Origin of the sequence: Halomonas sp. E19 (assembly GCF_052439355.1) — a bacterium.
Lineage (GTDB): Bacteria > Pseudomonadota > Gammaproteobacteria > Pseudomonadales > Halomonadaceae > Halomonas.
In genome coordinates this window covers 2,242,433-2,262,634 of record NZ_JBNFWU010000001.1, presented here as the reverse complement: position 1 = coordinate 2,262,634, position 20,202 = coordinate 2,242,433, and the positions used below count along the sequence as shown (strand labels likewise).

Below are 20,202 nucleotides of genomic sequence, written 5' to 3'. Positions count from 1 at the left end.
CGGTGCATGCCGCTATTTCTGGAGGTGCTATCGGCCCTGGCCATGACGGTATTGGCAGCCTTGACGCTGCTGGACCGGCATATGGTCAGGGCATGCGCCTGGTTTGTGTTCTTTGCGCTGAGCGTGGCGCTGACCTGGTGGCTCTCCGGTTTCATCTGGCTGGCGCTGCTGGAGCTGCTGCTGGGCGCCGCGCTGACCAGCCTGTTCCTGTTCCATTCACTGGGGATGCGGCGCGGCGAGATCACGCCAAGGGGGCGTCTCACGCGCTGGCGCGACCCGGTGCCGCTGACCTGGCGGCGCGGCCTGCTGCGGCTGATGCCTGCCCTGCTGGTGATGGCCATGCTGGGCATGGCGCTGGCGGCGCACCCCAACGAGAGCGGCACCGAGCCGCTGCGCCTCGGCGGGCTGGGGCTGGTCGGCCTGGGCCTGTGGGCCTTCGCGCTGCACCGCCACCTGCTGCGCCGGCTGCTGGCCTTCAATGTGATCGGCACCGGCATTTTCCTGATGCTGATGTCCCTGGTGCGTGACACCACCCCGGCGGCGGGCCATGGCCTGGTCATCACCGGGCTGGTGATTGCGCTGCTGGGTACTGCCCTTGGGTCATTGCTGATTCGCCGAATCAACGGACTCGAGGCGTTCAGCGCCGCGGCCTTCCATCCGCCAGGGCGGGGCGCCGAATGATCGAACGCCTGGGCCTGCATGTGCTTCCCCACGCCACTTCCACGGAGCTGCACTGGGTGCTGCTGGTGCTCGGCCTGCCGCTGCTGATGGGCGTGCTGGGCGCGCTGACCCGCCCGGTGCGCAGCTGGCCGGTGATCCTGGTCTGCCTGCTGCCGCTGGTGGCGCTGGCGCTGCTTTCGCGCCAGGTGCTCGACGAGGGCGCCCAGGCCTGGCTAATTGCGCTGGGCCCGCTGGAGCTGCACTGGCGGGCCAACGCCCTGACCCTGCTGCTGCTGCTGCTGACCCAGCTGCTGACGCTGACCAGTGCCGCCTACGCGCCGGCCTACCTGAGCGTGGAGATCGGCGCCCGCGTCGGCCAGGCATGGCTGTGGCCGCTGCAGGGCGCGCTGGCCAGCAGCCTGTCGCTGATCTGGCTGGCGGGAGACCTGCTTACGCTCTATATCGGCCTGGAGCTGATGGGGCTGGCGGCGGTCGGACTGATGCTGCTGCCCGGGCGGGTGGAAGCCCTGGCCGCCGGGATGCGCTACCTGCTGCTGGCGCTGGTCGGCTCGCTGGCGTTCCTGCTCGGGGTGGCGCTGCTGCTGGGCGCCTGGCAGCGCCTGGACCTGGCCGGGCTGGCATTGGCGGCCGAGCCCGGCCCGCTGCTGTGGGTCGCGGTGGCGCTGCTCAGCGCCGGGCTGCTGCTCAAGGCGGCGATCTTTCCCTTGCATGCCTGGCTGGCGCCGGTGCACGGCGCGGCCTGGACGCCGGTCAGTGCGCTGCATGCCGCGTTGGTGGTGAAGGGCTCCTTCTTCATCGCCCTGCAGCTGATCCTGGTGCTGGTGCCGGGCGCCAGCGTGGCCGGCTGGCTGCTCGGTGCCATGGGCAGCGCCGCCGTCGTCTGGGGCGGGCTGCTGGCGTGGCGGGCGGCCAAGCTGAAGGATGTGGTGGCCTGGTCCACGGTGTCGCAGCTCGGCTATCTCATGCTGGGGCTGGCGCTGATGGTCGGCACCTCGCCGTCGGTATCGGCCGCCGCCTGGGAGGGCACCTGGCTGCAGCTGGCGGCGCATAGTCTGGCCAAGGCGGGCATGTTCTTCGCCACCGGTAATCTGGTCTTCTCCACGCGGCAGTCCAGCGTGCGGGGGCTGGCCGGCGTCAGTCGAGGCATGCCGCTGTCGCTGCTCAGCTTCGGCATCGCTTCGATCAGCCTGATCGGGCTGCCGCCCAGCGGCGGCTTCACCGCCAAGTGGCTGCTGCTGCAGGCGGCGCTGGAGGGGGATACTGGCTGTGGCTGACCGCCCTGGCGATGGGCACTCTGCTGGGCGCGGCCTACGTGTTTCGCATCCTGCGCTATTCGTTCGTCGAAGGCGGCGAACTTGGCGAGTTCCGCCGCGTACCCTGGAGCATGGAGATCCTGGCCCTGATGCTGGCGCTGGCCTCGCTGCTGCTGGGGCTGGTGGCGGAATGGCCGCTGTCGCTGCTGCGGGTTGCAGGAGGTGCGCCATGAGCCAGGCCTGGCTGCCGCTGGCCACGTTGGCCACATCGCTGTTGATGGTGCCGTTGATCTTCGCGCTGCCCGAGCGGGCCTGGCGCCTGCGCACCGTGCTCAACCTGACGGCGGCGCTGCTCAAGCTGGGGCTGGTGGCACTGATGGTGCTGGGGGTCTACCAAGGCGCGGAGTACCGCTTCAGCTTCACCGTGGTGCAGGGGGTCACCTTCCTGTTCCAGGTCGATGCGCTGGGCCTCATGTTTGCCGGCCTGTCGTCGCTGCTGTGGCTGGCCACCACCATCTTCGCCATCGGCTACCTGGAAGACTCGCCCAATCGCAAGCGCTTCTTTGGCTTCTTCAGCCTGTGCGTGGCCAGCACCATCGGCATTGCCCTGGCCGGCAACCTGTTTACCTTCCTGCTGTTCTACGAGCTGCTCACGCTGTCGACCTATCCGCTGGTGGTGCACCGCGGCCACCCCAAGGCGCTGGCGGCGGGCACAGTCTATTTGCGCTATACCCTGACCGGCGGGCTGCTGCTGCTGCTCGGCGTGGTGGCCCTGCATGCCCTGGTGGGTGACGTTGCCTTCGGTGAACGCGAGCGGCTGGCCGAGCTGGGGCCGGACGCCCACCTGATGCTCACCGTGGTGTTCGTGCTCATGCTGGTGGGGCTGGGGGTGAAGGCCGCGCTGGTGCCGCTGCACGGCTGGCTGCCGCGCGCCATGGTGGCGCCGGCGCCGGTCAGTGCGCTGCTGCACGCGGTAGCGGTGGTGAAGGCGGGTGCCTTCGGCATCGTGCGGCTGGTGTACGACGTCTACGGCATTTCGCTGACCTATGAGCTGGGCCTGCTCACCCTGCTCAGTGTGATCGCCACCGTGACCATCCTATATGGCTCGCTGCGTGCGCTGGCCCAGCAGGAGCTCAAGCCGCGGCTGGCCTTCTCCACCATTAGCCAGGTCTCCTACATCGTGCTTGGCATCAGCCTGTTCGGTCCCTTCGGCACCATTGCCGGGCTGATGCACCTGATGCACCAAGGCCTGATGAAGGTCACGCTGTTCTACTGCGCCGGCAACTATGCCGAGGAGCTCGGTATCCATCGCATCGATGAGCTCGACGGCGCGGGGCGGCGCATGCCGCTGACCAGCCTGGCGTTCACGGTGGGGGCACTGGGCATGATCGGCCTGCCGCCGGTGGCCGGCTTCGTCAGCAAGTGGTACCTCGGCATGGGCGCGGTGGAAGCGAACATGCCGTGGGTGATCGGCGTGCTGGTGGCCAGCAGCCTGCTCAATTCGGCCTACTTCCTGCCCATCCTGTACCGCCTGTGGTTCCGCCACGGGCCGGCGCACGGGCAGGGCGAATGGCCGGACGAGCGGCGCCGGGGGCGCTTCGAGACCAGCGGCTGGCTGCTGTGGCCCACCGTGGCCACCGCCGTGTTCAGCCTGATGGCAGGACTGTTCGCCGGGCTGCCGTTCAGCCCGCTCGACCTGGCCTCCTTCGTTGCCGCCGAGGAGTACCTGCCATGACGGGAACGCTGCTGTTGCTGCTGGCGCTGCTGTGGCCGCTGCTGCTGGCACTGCGCAACCCGCTGCGCCTGGCGCTGGAGCACGGGGCTCTGGCGCGGCCCGGCAAGCGCCCGCAGCTGCTGGATGCCTGGTGGGTGTCGGCGCCCGTGCCGGCGCTGCTGCTGGCGCTGTGGCCCGGCGATGCCTGGCTGGTGCTGAATGGCTGGCTGCTGGGTGGCGATTGGCAGCTCGACGGCACACGGCGCCCGTGGCTGCTGTTCAGTGCGCTGCTGTGGGCGCTGGCGGGGCTCTATGCACGCGGCTACCTGCAGCCGGAGCAGCAGGCGGCCGAGCAGGGCGATGCCGATGCTTTCCGCCGCCTGCTGGGTTTCGCGCTGCTGTGGCAGCTCACCCTGGCCGGCAACCTGCTGCTGCTGCTGGCCGAGGACATCCCGAGCTTCTACCTGGGCTTCGCCCTGATGACCTTCGCCGCCTACGGCCTGGTGGTGCATGCCGGCCACCGCGATGCCCACCTGGGCGGGCGCGCCTACCTGGTCATGGCGGCGCTCGGCGAGGGCATGATCCTTGGCGGCCTGCTGTGGTCGGCCGGCTCGGCCCAGGTGCTTACCCTCGGCGAGCTGCGGGTGGCCATCGCCGCGGCCGAGTACGGCCACTGGATGGCCACCATCCTGTGGCTCGGGTTCGGCGTGAAGGCCGGCGTGCTGGGGCTGCATGTCTGGCTGCCGCTGGCCCACCCGGTGGCGCCCACCCCGGCCAGCGCGGTGCTCTCCGGGGTGATGGTCAAGGCCGGCCTGGTGGGCTGGCTCAGCACCCTGCCGCTGGGCAACCCCGAGGCTGGGCTCGAACTGCTGGGCCGGGTAGTGATGGTGCTGGGGCTGCTTGGCGCGCTGGCGGCGGCGCTCTATGGAGTAACTCAGCGCCACCCCAAGGCCGTGCTGGCCTATTCCAGCGTCAGCCAGCTGGGCATGATGGCCACGCTGGTGGGGGTGGGCATGATGGCACCCAGCCTGTGGCCGGCGCTGCTGGTCGCGGTGGCGCTGTTCGCCACCCACCACGCCATGACCAAGGGCGCGCTGTTCCTCGGGGTGGGGATCAGCCAGCACCCTCCGCGGCTGCCGGTCTGGCTCGTCTGGCTGCTGCTGGCGCTGCCGGCGCTGTCGCTGACCGGCGCCTTCACCTCGGGCCTGGTCACCAAAGGCACCTTCAAGGAAGTGCTCTACGACGGCGGCTACGGCACGCTGGTGACCTGGCTGAGCGTGGCGGCGATTGGCACCACGCTGCTAATGGCGCGCACCCTGTGGCGGCAGTGGGACGAGCGCAGCGACGACTCGGTGCCCTGGTACGCCCCCATGTCGCTGGCCTGGCTGGGCAGCGTGGCCGCCGCGCTGAGCGTGCCGCTGTGGGTGCCGCTGGCCGGCGGCGTGCTGCACTGGCCGCCACTCGCCGAATGGCCAAGCCTACTGTGGCCGCCGCTGCTGGGCCTGGTGCTGGCGGGGCTGGCAATGGCGGTGCTGGCACGCTCCCGGCACGAGTGGCGTGCCCTGTCGCGCCTGCTGCCGGGCGACCTGTGGTGGCTGTATGCCCGTCTGGCCCGCGGGCTGGCCGCTCGGCTGCGCCGCTTCAACGATGCCGGCGAGCGGCGCGGTGCCCGGGTGCGCGAGTATCTATCGGGGTGGGAGCAGCGTGCGGTGCACTTCGCCACCGGCCTGGTGGCCTATGAGCGCAGCTTCCGCCGCTTGGCGGTGCCGCTGCTGGTCGCGGTGGCGGTAGCGCTGCTGCTGGGGCTATGGCTGGGCTGACCCGATGACCTGGGCGCCCAGCCAGGGTGGCGAAAGCGGGGCGGGCCCCGCTACATCAGCTCCTCGCCGGCCAGCGCCAGGCGCGAGCGTTCGACGCTGCGCAGCGTGACGTGCCCGGCATGGGGCCAGTTGCTGAAGCGCTGCACCACCGCCGCCATGCCGCAGGTGTTGGCGGTGAGGTAGGGCGTGTCGATCTGGCCGACGTTGCCCAGGCAGACGATCTTGGTGTTGCGCCCGGCGCGGGTGAGCAGGGTCTTGAGCTGCTTGGGGGTGAAGTTCTGGGCCTCGTCGATGATCAGGAAGGTGTCGTTCAGGGTGCGCCCGCGCATGAAGCCGGGGCGCGGATCTGCACGCGTGAGCCGATCAGGCTGCGCGTGGCGTCCTGGCTCCAGCTGGTGCTGCCGTCGCCCTCGTCGCGCAGCAGGTTGTCCATGTTGTCGTGGAAGGCGCCCATCCAGGGCGACATCTTCTCCTCTTCGGTGCCGGGCAGGAAGCCGATGTCCTCGCTCATGGAGATAGGCGCACGGGTGAAGACGATGCGCTCGAAGCGCTTGACGTCCAGGGTCTGCTGGAAGGCCGCAGCCAGGGTCATGAAGGTCTTGCCGGTACCGGCGCTGCCGGCAATGGTGACCAGGTCGATCTCGTCGTCCATCAGCAGGTTCAGGGCGAAGTTCTGCCGGCTGTCATGGGCGTGGACCCCCCATACGCCCTCCTTGTGGCGGTAGTTGGTCAGCAGCTGCAGCCGCGCATGGCCGGGGCTCAGTTCGCGCACGATGGCCTCGAAGCTGGCGCCGTTCTCGCTGTCGGACACCAGCATGCCGAGGTGCCAGTCGCCGGGCATGCGCCCTTCCAGCCGGTAGAAGGTGTGGCGGTCGACCCGTTCCACCGATACCTCTGCGTCGAGCTGACTCCAGGGTCCGCTGCCGCCGGTCTCGGCGCCGGGGAAGATGCGTACGCCCTCGAGCATGACATCGCTGTCGCTGAAGGCGCGGTCGGTCAGGTAGTCCTCCACCGGCATGCGCAGGGCGGCCGCCTTGACCCGCAGGTTGATGTCTTTGGTGACAAGCACCACCGACGCGTCGGGGCGTTCGTCGCGCAGGCGGAAGGTTTCGGCCAGGATGCGGTTGTCGGGGCTCTCCTCGAGTTGCTCCAGGGATTTCAGTTCGGGGTAGCAGAGAAAGCGCAGGTGGCCCAGGGTCTGACCGCCGGCACGCGGAATCGGTATGCCTCGCTGTATCTCGTCGAAGGTGACCTGGCTGGTGAAGTCGGAAAGGGTACGGCTGACCTGGCGGGCGGTGCGGGCGATTTCGCGCAGGCCATTCTTGAGTTTGTCGAGTTCCTCGAGGACGGTCATCGGGATGACCACCTCGTGCTCCTCGAACTGGTAGAGGGCAGCGGGGTCGTGAAGCAGGACGTTGGTGTCCAGCACGTAGAGCCGCTTGGCTTTCTTGTCGAGTCGTACCATCGGGCAACACTCCTAGTAGACGGCACCCATGACACTGGCCTACGAATCATTCCGTTGCGTGACAGTTCGTAGCACTGGAGGCCAATGCCCCTGCAGACTGCTTTTTCCTCCCCGGGTTGGCTGCGGTTAGTTCTAGCATGGTGCCTAGCGGCGCCCTGCGCCATCGTTTCGCTTCAACGCCGACAGCGAAGCGTTGAACGGGGCGGGGCGAGGCGCGCTGCTCCTCGCCCCTGATCGACGTGACCAGCCGTTGTTGCCATTGGTGGTCAAGGCGTCTCGCTCAAGGCCTTCGGGTCACCAGCCAGTGGGTGATGCCCAGGGCCAGTACCACGGCGGCAATCGCCATGATCTCCATGGCGGTGACGTAGTCGGTATCCATGATGATCACCTTGCGCGCAATCGCCATCAGCGCGGTCGCGATAACCAACTGGATCGGCAGCATGTTGGTGCCGAGGTAGAGGCGGATGTTGATGAAAATCTCGATGGCGATCAGCACCACCATGAAGGCGCTGAAGATGGCGAAGATATCGCTCACTTCGAACAGCATGAACGGCGGCGTCATCAGCCGGGTGTAGAGCATGTAGACCACGTCGATCACGCCCCAGATGATCACCACCACCATCAGGATCGAGAGCACCTTCACGGCAAGGCGGATGATCCGGTGCAGCTGGCGGATCAACGGGTCTTCATGCTCCTGAGGCAGTTCGTCATGATAGAGGCGATGGTTCAACAAGCGCTTGGGGTCTTCTTTGCGAGACTCTTCCATTGTGCCCACCCTTAAGGCTGCGTCAGGCCTTGTTGCCTCGCCGTTGGATCGCGTTAAGCCCTGAAAAGTTTGATGAGTAGGCGCAAATGTAGGCTGCAGCCCCGCCGCCCGAGCCTTGGCGTAGGTTTGCAATACGCTAGGCAAAGGCTATCCCATGCCCGGTTGGTTGCCTTAAGCGAGGGGCCGCTAAAGTGAGCGGTAGAACTCGGCATCTCTCGTCAAAATTGTTAGCATAGTAATCTTTTTTGGCGCGGACCTTAGCCCGGCCTTGTCGCTGCTGCGTTACAGGCCGGTAACGATGCCTGGAGGCACATGAAACTACTGCAAGGGTTTCTCTGGCTGCTCGGCTTTCAGCTGCTCGGCCACCTGCTCGTCGAGCTGCTGGCGCTTCCCGTTTCCCACGCCATGGCCGGGCTGCTGCTGCTGCTGGCCTGGCTGCTGGCGCGGCGGCGGCTGAACGAGCCCGTGGCCACGGCCAGCCAGGCGCTGATACCGCTGCTGGCCATGCTGGTGATGCCGGGAGTGGTAGGGGTGTTCTTTGTCATCGATGAATTTGCCGGCCACTGGACCGCCGTGATGGTGGCACTGGTGTTGGGCACCTTCCTCAGCGTGCTGACCACCCTGTGGCTGATGCGCCGCTTCATTCCCGGCGAAATCCCGCCGACCGACAGGCAGGGCCAGGCATGAGCGCGCTGCACGCTTCGCTGCTCGATACCCCTATCCTGGCCGTGGCGCTGACCCTGGCCGCCTATCTGGGCGGTGTGGCCCTGTTCGAACGGCTCGGTCGGCCGAGCTGGTGCCCTGCGGTATTGATCGGTGCGCTGTTCACCGCCGCCGGCCTGTGGCTGCTGGGCTATGAATTCGCCGACTACCAGCGTAACGTGGCCTGGCTGACCCTGCTGCTGGGCCCCGCCACCGTGGCGCTGGCCGTGCCGCTCTACCAGCAGCGCCAGCACATCTTTGCGCTGTGGAAACCCATCCTGTGCTGCCTGCCGCTGGCCGCCGCCCTGGCCGCGCTCTATGCCGTGCTGATCGCCTGGCTGCTCGGCGCGCCGCCCGCGGTGCTCGCCTCGCTGGCGCCCAAGTCGGTCACCGCGCCCATCGCCATGGGCATTCTGGAGCAGATCGGCGGCTCGCTCTCGCTGATGCTCGGCGGCCTGCTGATCACCGGAGTAATGTCGACCATCTTCGTCTCGCTGCTGGCCCGCCCGCTCAAGATCACCGACCCGCGCATCCTCGGCTTCGCTTTGGGCGTGAACGGCCACGCCATCGGCATTGTGCGTGCCTTCGAACTCGGCCCCACCGCCGGTGCCTTCGCCTCGCTCGGCATGAGCCTGACGGGCGTCTTCACCGCGCTGTTCCTGCCGCTGGTGTGGCGGCTATTCCTCGGTTGAGCAGGGGTACCACTGGAGCGCTTCAAGTATGCGCTGATCAAAGAACCCCTAGCGCCTTGGAAGCGAAGACCTTGAGACGTCACGCGCAAGAAACATGCTAAATCAATAATTCCTTCGTTCTCATGCCAGGCTCTGCCACTCTGAGTTTATGGGTCGCTCACCATGGATAGGTGAGACTATCCATGGGCTGGGGATCGGGCTTGGTTCATTGTGTAAAGAAATAAGGTTATTTACGAAAGGTGCGCCTACGTGCTGCGGTGGAAATTTTAGTCGAATGGTTTTCTTTTGGCCGTAGGAGGAGCGTTAGACTAAGCTAAACAGCAGCGTTTGCCTGCTCTGGATCCTCGGCATGGTAGTTACAGTCTATGCTACCGAATAGCACTCTTTTATTTAAATAATTGGGAGTAAGGAAAAAATGGCAAATGCATTAGGGGTTTAATGAAAATCTCAATATTCCATATTGGGTGATTAAATATGTTTGAAATTTTTACTGATGGGCAGCCCGAAAATTCTCTCATCTACCTTTTGTTAGCCTCTATTATTGGCGGGGTAATAGGTGCTTCCCTGAAGCTTGTATTTGAAGTTGTGCTGGGGGGAAAAATTGCGCATCAGCGCCACGTAGAGAATTCACTTCAACAATACAAGGTTCCGTTAGTCTCTGCATCTGAGGCTCTCGCGGCTCGTATTGGAAATCTTTTGTCACCACAAGGTAAAAATTGGTTCCAAACTTCCGATTACTACTATTTAAGCACTTTGTATATATTTTGTTCGTATTTTGGATGGGTTGAGATCATGAATAATAAGATCCTCCAGTTGCGGATTTCCGATACGAAAAGATCGCGTGAGATGTTTAGGGCGTTTATACTTGTTGAGAAAGCCCTGAATAACAACATTTATTTTCGCTGTGGTAATTATCGAAAAAACAACCTGGGCACTGGGGAACTTCCCAAGTTAATATGCAAGGCGTTAGGGGAGTTGATTGTTGTTGAGAATAGTCAGGGGGAAAAAGAATGTTTAGGATTCGCAGAATTTTGTGAAAAAGTAGAGAATGATAAGGGGCTTGTTAGATGGCTGATTTATTTGGAGGATTTTATAAGTTCTGCCAATGATGAATTCGGTAATGCTCGTTGGGATAGGTTGCATTTAGTAGAGCTTGCTTTGTTGGTTCTTTCCAATGTCCTTGATCCAAAAAACCTGCATAGCTCTAAATTGCCTAGAGCGAAAGCTAAGGCAATTTTATCTGGCGTTAAGGAGCCATATGCACGCGAAGTATTTGTTGCTGATACGGTAAAATGGTGCCTGCCTATTCACGTAGAGCCTGCATTTTCCACTTTCAAGAGAAAGTTTAGGCGAGTTGTGGGAATGTCGCCAGAGCTTGGCTGTTTCAAGCGTTATTATGAATACCCAAAGAGTGGGGTTGAATATGTCTTCGAGCCTAAGAACAGGCAGCTTGAATCTGAGAAAGGGAGGTCGAAATTTTATCAACAAATTAGGCAGCATTTTAAAAAAGAGATTAATAATATCCCATTTGGAGTCAGGGTTAATCTCGTTGTGAGGTTTTCCGAGGATAAAATTCCGGATGATGCGCTGGAAAGAATTCCTAAAAATATCGCTAATGCAAGTAGAAAGTTCACTCTTCCTGAATGGGTTTCACTGACCAAAATACATTCTGCTAATTTATAGGGTTTTAGTTGATTTTTTACTTCAGCGTAGCTGGTTTTCGCTTGCGATGTGAAACGTCCCTCTACGTCAGGCTTAATCAGACATTGCTAAACCTCCAATAATCCTAAAAGAAGCCAAAATTTGGCAAGCATAACTAATCTCGTCTGTCTCCTCTGCGGCCCACACCGGGGCCGCAGCTGGCTCACCAAGTTCTCCAACTACAGCGCCTCCTCCAGCAGCAGCGCGATCCGCCTGTGATGCAGGGCATCGGCGGTAGCATCGTAGGAGGGTGCATCCTTGGCGGTGAAACCGTGGGCGGCACCCTGGTAGAGCTCGGTGGTGAAGTGCACGCCGGCGGCGGCCAGCGCTTCGTCCATGCGGGCGATCTGCTCGGGGAGCAGCAGATCGTCCTTGTCGGCGTGGCCGAGGTAGACCCGCCCAGCGATGCGGTCCACTACCTGCACGACGCTGTTCGCGTCGCCGGCTACCGCCAGGTTGGCAGAATGGAAACCCGCCGCGGCGGCGATGCGCTCGGGGTGTTCGGCCGCCATGCGCAGCGCGAAGGCCCCGGTCATGCAGTAGCCGACCACACCGATCTTCCCTTCGGCAAACTCCGCCTCCTTGTCGATGCAGTCGAGCAGAGCGGTGAAGTCGCGTGACTGTGCCACGGGGGTGAGCAGGCCGGCATAGCCGAACAGCACCTGGCGCACGTCCGGGTCGCGGAACGACCTGCCTTCCGGCACCACGCGGCCGCGTGCGCTGCGGTAATAGATGTTGGGCATCAGCACGGCGTAGCCATTGTCGGCCACGTGCTGGGCCTTCTCGTGGTAGCAGGGGCGCAGGCCACCGATATCGGTGAAGAGCACCACCGCAGGAAGCGGGCCGTCGGCGTTGGCGGGCGTGAAGATATGGGCATCGATGGCGCCGTCGGTACTGGCGATTTCGATAGCACGAGACATGGCGGGCTCCGGTTGTCGATGGCGAGTGCTGCTCAGCATAGCGGCAACGCATCCAGCCTGCTTCTATCGCGTCAGCCAGCTTACAAGGTGGCGAAGCCGCTTTTGGCCGGGCGCGCCCCCTGGCCTATGCTCACAAGATATCGGGATCGTGGTTGGATGTCCGTGTACACGAAGAGCGCATAGGGAGTCCATCGATATGAACGTCGGGGAGCTCACAGCCTTTATTGCTGAGCATTGGGCGACGATCGTGGCCACGGTCGTGGTGGTAGCGCCAATATTATGGGTGATGCTTCACTTCTTGTTCAGGCATCGAATCGAGCTGTTCAAGGCGCAGGAAGAGGCGCTGAAGCAACAGAATGACTCTCTCAAGCAAGAGAATAACGCGCTTCGCCAGCAGTTAGACGCCATGAAATCGCAGCATCTGCAAGCACCTATGCCCGCCCGGGCAAGCGCAAACCACGACACCGCTGAGCTGATCGGCGAGTGGACGAGGCTGATTTATGAGGTCAAGTCGCGGTACCAAACTGCGATGCAGAATCAGCTGCCTTGGCCGGGAGACTCGCTGCCGCTGGTGGAACGCGAAAACGCGCTCTATTCGAAGATACTGAGCCGGCTCGACCGTAGCGAACTCGCCCAGGACAGGCTGGCCAGCGAGCTTTCATCATTCAGGGAAATGGACGACACCAGCAGCTGGTACAAGCGAAGGGAGAGCCTGATGAGCTCCTTGAGCTATGCGCTGCGCAGCGACACTAGCCGCTGACGCTTGCCGGTGCAGTATTGAACGCTACACCGTTGTGCGGTGGCTGGGAGGAGGCGTGACCTTGTATTGTCCAGTAGCCATGGGAGTAGGAGAGCTCGGTTCCTTATTTTGAAAGAGGAAAATCGCAACGACTTTTGTATGATATTTCTTACTACAAGTAAGCCACTCGCCACACGACTACGACCAAGATCAAAATCCAAGCTTGTTACGTGGCTTTACACGAAGGATGGGGTTAGGTTTGCCTAATCAGGCAGAAGCCAAGGCTTCATGCACTAACCTTTCCGCGAGACGAGATCTTGGATTACTCCCTCTTCCTTGAAGTCGCCAGGCCGCTGTGGTGGGTGCTGCCCCTCCTGGTGATACTCGGCATTCTCAAGTCGCGCTCGGTCAAGGGCATGTTCGGCGAGGCCTTCGTCAAGCTGATCGCCAAGGTGCGGCTGCCGGCGGAGGAGTACCGCGGCGTTCACAACGTCACGCTGCCCACGCCCGACGGCACCACGCAAATCGACCACGTGCTGGTGTCCCGCTACGGCATCTTCGTCATCGAGACCAAGCACATGGCGGGCTGGGTCTTTGGCAGCGAACGCCAGGCCCAATGGACCCAGAAGCTCTACCGCAAGAGCTTCAAGTTCCAGAACCCGCTGCGCCAGAACTACAAGCACGTGAAGGCGCTGGAAGCCCTGCTCGACGTGCCGGCAGATACCATCCATTCGCTGGTGGTCTTCTCCGGCAGCGCCGTATTCAAGACCCGCATGCCCGACAACGTCACCATCGGCGGCGGCTACGTGCGCTACATCAAATCGTTCCGCGAGCCCGTGCTGACACAAGCCCAGGTAGAGCAAGTGCTGGAGAAGATCACCACCGGCCGCCTGGCGCCCACGCGACAAACGCACCGCCAGCACGTGAAACAGCTCCAGGCCCGCTTCGAATCTCGCTCCGACAGAACCTGCCCCAAGTGCGGCAGTGCCATGGTGCTGCGCACGACAAAACGGGGAGCAAACGCCGGCAACCGATTCTGGGGCTGCTCGGCCTATCCCAAGTGCCGGGAGGTGCAGGATGTGGCGTAGGGCGGGATATCAGGCTCAAGATGTCGCTGCGCGTGCCGATGGTTTATTTGGCAAGGCTAATCTACAACAGTGCTTTGAATCGGAGTTCAGCATCGTCCGATAGAGACATGCGGCGGCCTGATAACGCCAAGTGGGGAGGCCGATGAGCGGCATTTCCTGGCGGTAGCGTGCCTGAAAGCCTGGCGTCCTCCTACCCCAGAGGGCTGCGCACGCCGGCAAAGCCCTTGCCCAGTACATGCGTATAGATTTGAGTGGTTTCCACGCTCTTGTGTCCCAGCAATTCCTGAACGGTGCGGATATCGGTTCCCTGGCTCAACAACTGGGTGGCGAAGCTGTGCCGCAAAGTATGGCAGGAGCCGGGGCGTGGTAGCGATGCGGCTCGCATGGCGTGTCTGACGGCTCTTTGCACTGCCGATGGGTGAATATGGTGGAGAACCACCTTGCCATCCATGTCGCAGCAGGGCCGTGTGGCAGGAAAAAGCCACTGCCAAGCCAAGGAGATGCCCGCATTTGGGTACTTGCGATCCAGCGCGTGAGGTAGCGTCACCGGTACGCGGCCACGCAGTAGCCGATTGTCAAGTTGCTGTTTGGCCGTGGAGATTTGACGCTGCAAGGCAGGAATACAGGTCGCAGGCAGCAAAGTGGTTCTGTCCTTGTCGCCCTTACCAGCTCTCACTGTAATCACCTGACGCTCGTAATCGATATCCCGAACACGTAGGCGGCATGTTTCGATGAGCCGCAGCCCTGAGCCGTACATCAATGCCCCCATCAGATACATGGAGCCGGAAAGGTGGCCCAGTACGCGCATCACTTCTTCGTGGGATAGCACTACTGGCAGCCGGCGAGGTCGCTTGGCGCGTGAGAATACACCGATCTCTCCCAAGGGCTGCTCAAGAACATTGCGATAGAGAAAGACGATAGCATTCAGCGCCTGGTTCTGCGTGGCAGCTGCCACTTGGCGCTCCACCGCAAGGTGCTCCAGAAATGCACGCACCTCGGAACCGCCCATGCTGGCAGGGTGGCGCACGCCATGGAAGCGAATGAAGTAGCGAATCCAGTAGCAGTAGGTTTTCTCGGTACGCGGGCTGTAGCGTTTTACCCGCATGGTAGCCTTCACCCGGTCCATCAGCTTCGGTGGCTTGTTGTGCGCATCCATACGTCGGTCCCTTCGCGGCATGTATATACATACAGTATTATTGGTTCCGGCAAAACGCGCAAGCGCACGAATTCTGGATAGGTAGCCGAGCTATACTTAGGTCATCGAAAAATCAATGAGTTGGAAGAAATGAAGCGCGTCAGATAATATTGTTGAACGCGCAGGATGTTCATTGAATATCAGGACGCGCAGTCCAATCACTGTTAGGCAGATACAAAGAGGAGAAAGTTGTGCCACGAGGAAGAGATGTCCGCCCCGCAAAATGGACAAAAGTGATTGAGCTGTATGACGATGGGGATTATTCGGCGATTTGGGGGTACTTTGAAGGGGCAAGTCAAGAAGACTTGGGGTTCGTTGGAACGGAAAAGGTGATCATGTAGGGTATCCATCCCAAGGTGGAAATTCGTTATGGTATGCGGAGCCAAACTTTCTGGTTATTCCAATCCTCTTCAAATTGCTTGAGGTAGTTTCATCGGATAGCAATGAAGAAAAAACTACCTTTATCAATAATATTAATATTGCAATATCAGAAGCTTGCGCTCGCCAGGGAGAAAAACAATGAAATTTATGAAGCTATCCTCGATTCTAATGGTTATTTTGCTGGCTGGGTGCTCAGGGTCTAAAGAGCTATCTTGTAGTGATAAAAATATTACAGATACGGTCATGTCAATTACTGTAGCAGAGCTGAGAGAGCAACTTTTTAAAATATATCTTGCTAGTGAACTGGGTGGTCTTCCAAGAATTGCTGCAAATATGTCATATGATGAATACAGGTCTATGGAGTCGAATGACGTTCAGCGAAGAGTTGTTTCTGAGACCGAGGCAACCGTTTCTGCTTTCAGTTTAGCAAATATCAGGCTCAACTCTGTTAATGACAGAACCGGCCAAGTTTCATGTGCAGCATCTTTACGAGGGCGCAATAACGAAAGTATGAATATTCAATACACAGCCCAGAGAACTGAGGATGGAGAGGTTTACGTCGAAGTTTTCGGGTTGAGGTAAGCACTTTTGCCTAACAAACGCAGGCACAGTGACGGCTTTTACGTTACGGCTTCGCCTTCACTGCAAAGCCGCACGTGCTGCGGGCGTTAGAACGTCCAGGCGCAGTTGCGTTTTTAGTACGTGTCCAATCAGTTTTAAATGAGGTGTGAACATGAAAGCAGAAACGGAATCGCGGATTTTTTCGGTGGATGAATATGTCCGTCCGTCTAACGGCGAACCGATTCGTTCGGTTGTTCTGGAAACCAACGACTCCGTCATTGTTGTTTGGCACGCCCACCCTGGGCAGGAAATAGCTGCCCATGTCCATCCTCACGGCCAAGATACTTGGACGGTTATCTCAGGAGAAGCCGAGTACTATCAAGGTGACGGCGTAGCCACTCATATTAAAGCTGGAGATATTGCCATCGCAAAACCTGGGCAAGTACATGGTGCAATGAACTCTGGCCCAGAACCTTTTATATTTGTCTCAGTGGTTGCGCCGGCCAATGCCGGTTTTGCGTTGGCTGAAAAATAAACAGCCACATATGAGTGCCAAGTTACTACGTTCTAACAATCGGCTGCACGGCGACCGGTTTTCCGCTGCTTCGCAGCTACAAACCGGCGCGTGAGCCGGGCGTTAGAACGTCCAGGCGCAGTTGCGTTTTTAGTACGTGTCCAATCAGTTTTAAATGAGGTGTGAACATGAAAGCAGAAACGGAATCGCGGATTTTTTCGGTGGATGAATATGTCCGTCCGTCTAACGGCGAACCGATTCGTTCGGTTGTTCTGGAAACCAACGACTCCGTCATTGTTGTTTGGCACGCCCACCCTGGGCAGGAAATAGCTGCCCATGTCCATCCTCACGGCCAAGATACTTGGACGGTTATCTCAGGAGAAGCCGAGTACTATCAAGGTGACGGCGTAGCCACTCATATTAAAGCTGGAGATATTGCCATCGCAAAACCTGGGCAAGTACATGGTGCAATGAACTCTGGCCCAGAACCTTTTATATTTGTCTCAGTGGTTGCGCCGGCCAATGCCGGTTTTGCGTTGGCTGAAAAATAAACAGCCACATATGAGTGCCAAGTTACTACGTTCTAACAATCGGCTGCACGGCGACCGGTTTTCCGCTGCTTCGCAGCTACAAACCGGCGCGTGAGCCGGGCGTTAGAGTTGGAGGGAAAGCCCAAGAACGGAGCCGTATTGGTCCGTGCCACCGTCTGCTAACCGCGCGCCTGGCTCAGTGATCCAACGGTCGCCACTTCGGCCAGAACTTGGTGCCAGATTCCGCGCGAGCCGCGCGGCAGCTTCCCAAGTCAACTGCAGGTGGTTCTTCTTGGGCGGGTGGTTTGCACGGTAGCGGTGGTAGTCGGCTGGACCAGAAGTCGCTCAAAGATCGCGGTATTCTGCAGCAGGTAGACCGTTCCGCACGGGCGGTTGCTTCGGCAGCGGTGTCCTTCTTGGCCAAAGGCAGCAAGAGAATGGCACGCTTCGTTTAGCAGCGGCAGTCTGGTCCAAGGCCAGTGGTTGTCGTCAGTGGCAGTGGAATTGGTGGTTGCGGCAGGGTTTGGGTTCTTTTTCTCTAACGAGGGCGTGGATCCGACAAACCCCTCCAAGGCTTCGCCTTTCCGGGGTTTGCGGCTCACGCTGGCGTTGGAGCTCATAAGAAAAAGGTGTCCCGCATTTTGCCCGGTCTAATCACCACTGAGCGGTGTATCAGTCCGATCGAGGCGCATATCCTCGCCGGGCGGCTTGAGGCGGAAGGCATCTCTGCGTTCGTGGCGCACGAACACCATGTCTGGGCGAACTGGTTCATGTCGAACGCGTTGCACCGCGTGAAGGTGCAGGTGGTAGTTGAGCAGGCGGAGGAAGCGTTTGGCGTTAAACCCCAATTCTGCAATGCTGGACTCGGCACCTCTGGCCCCAATTCTGGACTGTTGCCAACCTCGCCAGGACAGCGCTCGGGACCTATGAGCCCACCTGAGAGGAGGAGAGCACGTGGCCTACGAAGATGATTCGGATGTCGCAGTCGACGTCGTGGTAGTCGGTGCAGGTTTGAGTGGGCTGATGGCCGCGCGAACGTTGCAACGAGCCGGCCGCTCGGTGCGCGTCCTGGAGGCAGCCGATCGCATCGGTGGTCGGACGTTCACAGGCCGGGTGGGTGGCTCTCCGGTCGATTTCGGGGGCTGTGGGTGGCGCCTGCCCACCACGAGGTTCTCTCGTTGGTAAGGGAGCTGGGACTGCGCACGCGTCCCCACCCCTTCCGCGGACGCCACATCCTGGTCCTCGACGACAGACGGCACCGCATTTTCAAGCTACTGCCCGTGCTGCCCCCGCTCGTCGTCATCGACCTAACTCAGGGGATGCTGCGGCTGCACCGGCGAGTCCGCGCGACTCGCTCGCGGATTCGATCCATCGAAGCCGACGTCCGAGGCGAGGCCGTCTCCACGGCCGCCCTTCGCGATACACTGTTTCGCACCCCCATGGCGCGGGATATCTTCAGTCTGTTGGTCAGCCTTCTCATCGGCGAGGATCCCGAACGCCTTCCAGCACGTTGGCTGATCAAGAACCTCCAATCCGCCGGGGACTGTTCACCGCGCTGTCCTCCGTGCGCGACACCATCGAAGGCGGCGCACAGCAACTCGCGGCAGGTCTTGTAGCGGAGCTTCATGAGCCGGTGGCGCTCGACGCCGCCGTGCTCGCGATCGAGCAGGCCGCACGGGCCGTGACCGTCACCCACACGGGCGGGACGATTCGCAGCTCCTGGGTCATCGTCGCCTGCCCACCACCACGGTCAGCGGAGATCAACTTTGACCCGCCTCTCCCGGCCGAACGAGCCGCCCGGCTCACCGCCAGCCGAATGGGTTCCTACGCAAAGTACGTGGCGGCTTACGATCGTGCCTTTTGGCGCGAAGAAGGTGCATCCGGCAACGCGTTCGACCTGCGCGGTCCGCTGCAGCTCGTGATCGATGGAAGCGCGGATCGGGGAGGCGTGCTGATCGGGTTCAGCACCGGTGATGCCAACCGTCGGCTCGCCGCCATGCCTCCTGACGCACGACGCGACACCGTGCTCGCCGCGCTCTCGCGACTGTTCGGGCCAGGAGCCGCTGCGCCCACCGCGTTCGACGAGTACGACTGGACGGTCGATCCGTGGACGCGAGGGGGGCGATCGCCTATCCCGCGGTAAGCGCCCTCGCACAGAACGACGACGACCGACCTCCCGAAGCACACGGACGTGTGTTCTGGGCCGGCACAGAGTCCGCCCAGGAATGGCGTTCCTTCATGGAGGGGCCCTCCGCTCCGGCAAGCGTGCCGCCGACGCGATCCTCTCCCGAAGCCGTTGATTCGTGACTGAATGCAGCTCACGTCGGCGGTGTGAAGTGTACGCCAGCCGACTGTGCAAGCCGGGCCCAGCAAGTGCGTCGAGTTGACGGCGCTAAGAGCGTGGCAACTCACATACAACGTTACCCCCTGTCGATTCCGACCAGCTCCGTTCGACATTCGATTGCCACCACAGCATTCACCCACAGAAGGGAGCCGACCATGAAGCCCATAGCGAAGAACACGATCTGCCTTTGGTACGACGGCGGCGCTGAGGAAGCCGCACGTTTCTATGCCGCGACCTTCCCCGACTCATCGCTCGACGCGGTGCATCGGGCCCTGGGGATTTTCCCTCGGGCAAGGAAGGCAGCGTGTTGACGGTCGAGTTCACCGTACTGGGCGTGGCGTGCCTGGGGCTGAACGGTGGCCCTATGTTCAAGCATAGCGAGGCGTTCTCGTTTCAGGTGGCGACCGAAGACCAGGAGGAGACGGATCGCTACTGGAACGCCATCGTCGGTAATGGCGGCGAGGAGAGCCAATGCGGCTGGTGCAAGGACAGGTGGGGCATCTCCTGGCAGATTACTCCGGTTGCGCTGACGAAAGCCTTCACCAGCCCGGACCGTGCTGCTGCCAAGCGGGCGTTCGACGCCATGATGACGATGCGGAAAATCGACATCGCACAGATCGAGGCTGCGTTTCGCGGTTGACGCGGTTGAGATGAGAACGGGCTTACCTAAAGCCGCCGACGCTTCCCCAGCGTCGGCGGCTTTTTCGTTTCTAAGGGCTGCAACCTCACGCCTCGATCCACACCTCATCGCCCTTGAAGCTCACCTTCCAGGTGCGAAGCCGGACGCTTTCGTCTTCCAGGCACTGGCCGTCTTCCAGGCGGAAGTGCTGCTTGTAGATCGGCGAGGCGACGACGGGCTGGCCCTTGAGGTCGCCGACGATGCCGCGAGCGATGACGTTAGCGCCGGAGAAGGGGTCGTGGTGGTCGATGGCGTAGAGTTCCTGGTCGTGACCTGGCAGGTAGAAAATGGCTACCTGGGCCGGGCCTTCGGCGGTTTCCACCCAGGCGGCAATGCCGGAGTAGGGCACCAGGTCGGCGTGGGTGCAGAGGGTTTGCCAGGTCTGGGTCATGGTCTTGGCCGCAGTTGCTGTGCTCATTTCGAATCCTTTTGATCTTTTATGCCAGTAGCGGTCAGG

19 protein-coding genes and 2 pseudogenes are annotated in these 20,202 nt (G+C 61.2%); 16 read left to right on the top strand and 5 right to left on the bottom strand.

Features of this window, described 5'->3' with window-relative positions; genetic code table 11:
• Positions 1-6 precede the first annotated feature (6 nt).
• The 5 genes from ACUDAL_RS11870 to ACUDAL_RS11850 are packed head-to-tail and all read left to right on the top strand — an operon-like array spanning position 7 to position 5,468.
• Positions 7-681, top strand: a complete 675-nt coding sequence (locus ACUDAL_RS11870) for an NADH-quinone oxidoreductase subunit K (RefSeq protein ID WP_234261459.1) — start codon at positions 7-9, stop codon at positions 679-681.
• The gene (locus tag ACUDAL_RS11865) at positions 678-1,955 is read left to right on the top strand and encodes a complex I subunit 5 family protein (RefSeq protein WP_444678273.1); all 1,278 of its coding nucleotides are present in this window, start codon (positions 678-680) and stop codon (positions 1,953-1,955) included. The genes ACUDAL_RS11870 and ACUDAL_RS11865 overlap by 4 nt, the downstream gene beginning before the upstream one ends.
• 11 nt (positions 1,956-1,966) lie before the next feature.
• Positions 1,967-2,167 carry a hypothetical protein gene (locus ACUDAL_RS11860; RefSeq protein ID WP_444678272.1) on the top strand — a complete coding sequence of 67 codons (201 nt, stop codon included), beginning with the start codon at positions 1,967-1,969 and terminating at the stop codon, positions 2,165-2,167.
• On the top strand, positions 2,164-3,669 hold the full coding sequence (locus ACUDAL_RS11855) for a proton-conducting transporter transmembrane domain-containing protein (RefSeq protein ID WP_444678271.1): 1,506 nt from the start codon (positions 2,164-2,166) through the stop codon (positions 3,667-3,669). Before ACUDAL_RS11860 ends, ACUDAL_RS11855 begins: the two co-directional genes overlap by 4 nt.
• The gene (locus tag ACUDAL_RS11850; RefSeq protein WP_444678270.1) at positions 3,666-5,468 is read left to right on the top strand and encodes a proton-conducting transporter transmembrane domain-containing protein; all 1,803 of its coding nucleotides are present in this window, start codon (positions 3,666-3,668) and stop codon (positions 5,466-5,468) included. The genes ACUDAL_RS11855 and ACUDAL_RS11850 overlap by 4 nt, the downstream gene beginning before the upstream one ends.
• Before the next feature lie 50 nt (positions 5,469-5,518).
• Here ACUDAL_RS11850 and ACUDAL_RS11845 read toward each other — a convergent pair.
• Positions 5,519-6,933: pseudogene (locus tag ACUDAL_RS11845) on the bottom strand (PhoH family protein).
• A 280-nt stretch (positions 6,934-7,213) separates the two neighbouring features.
• Positions 7,214-7,699: a phosphate-starvation-inducible PsiE family protein gene (locus ACUDAL_RS11840; protein WP_444678269.1), complete on the bottom strand. Its 486-nt coding sequence runs from the start codon at positions 7,697-7,699 to the stop codon at positions 7,214-7,216.
• A gap of 312 nt (positions 7,700-8,011) precedes the next feature.
• Here ACUDAL_RS11840 and ACUDAL_RS11835 point away from each other — a divergent pair, with 312 nt between their 5' ends.
• The 3 genes from ACUDAL_RS11835 to ACUDAL_RS11825 all read left to right on the top strand — a co-directional run bounded on the left by ACUDAL_RS11835 (position 8,012) and on the right by ACUDAL_RS11825 (position 10,776).
• Entirely contained in the window at positions 8,012-8,386 is a 375-nt protein-coding gene (locus ACUDAL_RS11835) for a CidA/LrgA family protein (protein ID WP_444678268.1), read from the top strand.
• A complete protein-coding gene (locus ACUDAL_RS11830; protein WP_444678267.1) occupies positions 8,383-9,093 on the top strand; it encodes an LrgB family protein in 711 nt (236 codons plus the stop codon). The genes ACUDAL_RS11835 and ACUDAL_RS11830 overlap by 4 nt, the downstream gene beginning before the upstream one ends.
• Before the next feature lie 474 nt (positions 9,094-9,567).
• Positions 9,568-10,776, top strand: coding sequence for a hypothetical protein (locus ACUDAL_RS11825; protein WP_444678266.1), 1,209 nt, complete (start codon positions 9,568-9,570; stop codon positions 10,774-10,776).
• 197 nt (positions 10,777-10,973) lie between these two features.
• Here the strand turns inward: ACUDAL_RS11825 and ACUDAL_RS11820 are convergent, their stop codons facing one another.
• The gene (locus ACUDAL_RS11820; RefSeq protein ID WP_444678265.1) at positions 10,974-11,714 is read right to left on the bottom strand and encodes a dienelactone hydrolase family protein; all 741 of its coding nucleotides are present in this window, start codon (positions 11,712-11,714) and stop codon (positions 10,974-10,976) included.
• A 196-nt stretch (positions 11,715-11,910) separates the two neighbouring features.
• Between ACUDAL_RS11820 and ACUDAL_RS11815 the strand changes: the two genes are divergently transcribed.
• Together ACUDAL_RS11815 and ACUDAL_RS11810 are read left to right on the top strand one after the other, a co-directional pair.
• Positions 11,911-12,474, top strand: a complete 564-nt coding sequence (locus tag ACUDAL_RS11815) for a hypothetical protein (RefSeq protein ID WP_444678264.1) — start codon at positions 11,911-11,913, stop codon at positions 12,472-12,474.
• Between the two features lie 296 nt (positions 12,475-12,770).
• Positions 12,771-13,541 (top strand): NERD domain-containing protein, encoded by a 771-nt coding sequence (locus ACUDAL_RS11810; RefSeq protein ID WP_444678263.1) that lies wholly within the window; start codon positions 12,771-12,773, stop codon positions 13,539-13,541.
• 190 nt (positions 13,542-13,731) lie between these two features.
• On the opposite strand, the gene ACUDAL_RS11805 is transcribed toward ACUDAL_RS11810, so the two are convergent.
• Entirely contained in the window at positions 13,732-14,697 is a 966-nt protein-coding gene (locus tag ACUDAL_RS11805; protein ID WP_444678262.1) for an integron integrase, read from the bottom strand.
• A gap of 558 nt (positions 14,698-15,255) precedes the next feature.
• Between ACUDAL_RS11805 and ACUDAL_RS11800 the strand changes: the two genes are divergently transcribed.
• The 6 genes and pseudogenes from ACUDAL_RS11800 (at position 15,256) to ACUDAL_RS11775 (ending at position 19,706) form a co-directional block, all read left to right on the top strand.
• Complete coding sequence (locus tag ACUDAL_RS11800; protein ID WP_444678261.1) at positions 15,256-15,699, top strand: hypothetical protein; 444 nt, start codon at positions 15,256-15,258, stop codon at positions 15,697-15,699.
• A gap of 151 nt (positions 15,700-15,850) precedes the next feature.
• Complete coding sequence (locus tag ACUDAL_RS11795; protein WP_065761995.1) at positions 15,851-16,213, top strand: cupin domain-containing protein; 363 nt, start codon at positions 15,851-15,853, stop codon at positions 16,211-16,213.
• Between the two features lie 167 nt (positions 16,214-16,380).
• Positions 16,381-16,743 (top strand): cupin domain-containing protein, encoded by a 363-nt coding sequence (locus ACUDAL_RS11790; protein ID WP_065761995.1) that lies wholly within the window; start codon positions 16,381-16,383, stop codon positions 16,741-16,743.
• A 933-nt stretch (positions 16,744-17,676) separates the two neighbouring features.
• Entirely contained in the window at positions 17,677-17,907 is a 231-nt protein-coding gene (locus ACUDAL_RS11785) for an FAD-dependent oxidoreductase (RefSeq protein WP_444678260.1), read from the top strand.
• A gap of 379 nt (positions 17,908-18,286) precedes the next feature.
• Positions 18,287-18,865, top strand: a complete 579-nt coding sequence (locus ACUDAL_RS11780; protein ID WP_444678259.1) for a flavin monoamine oxidase family protein — start codon at positions 18,287-18,289, stop codon at positions 18,863-18,865.
• 356 nt (positions 18,866-19,221) lie between these two features.
• Positions 19,222-19,706: pseudogene (locus ACUDAL_RS11775) on the top strand (VOC family protein).
• Between the two features lie 85 nt (positions 19,707-19,791).
• Here ACUDAL_RS11775 and nirD read toward each other — a convergent pair.
• Positions 19,792-20,163, bottom strand: a complete 372-nt coding sequence (nirD, locus tag ACUDAL_RS11770; protein WP_444678258.1) for a nitrite reductase small subunit NirD — start codon at positions 20,161-20,163, stop codon at positions 19,792-19,794.
• Between the last annotated feature and the right edge of the window lie 39 nt (positions 20,164-20,202).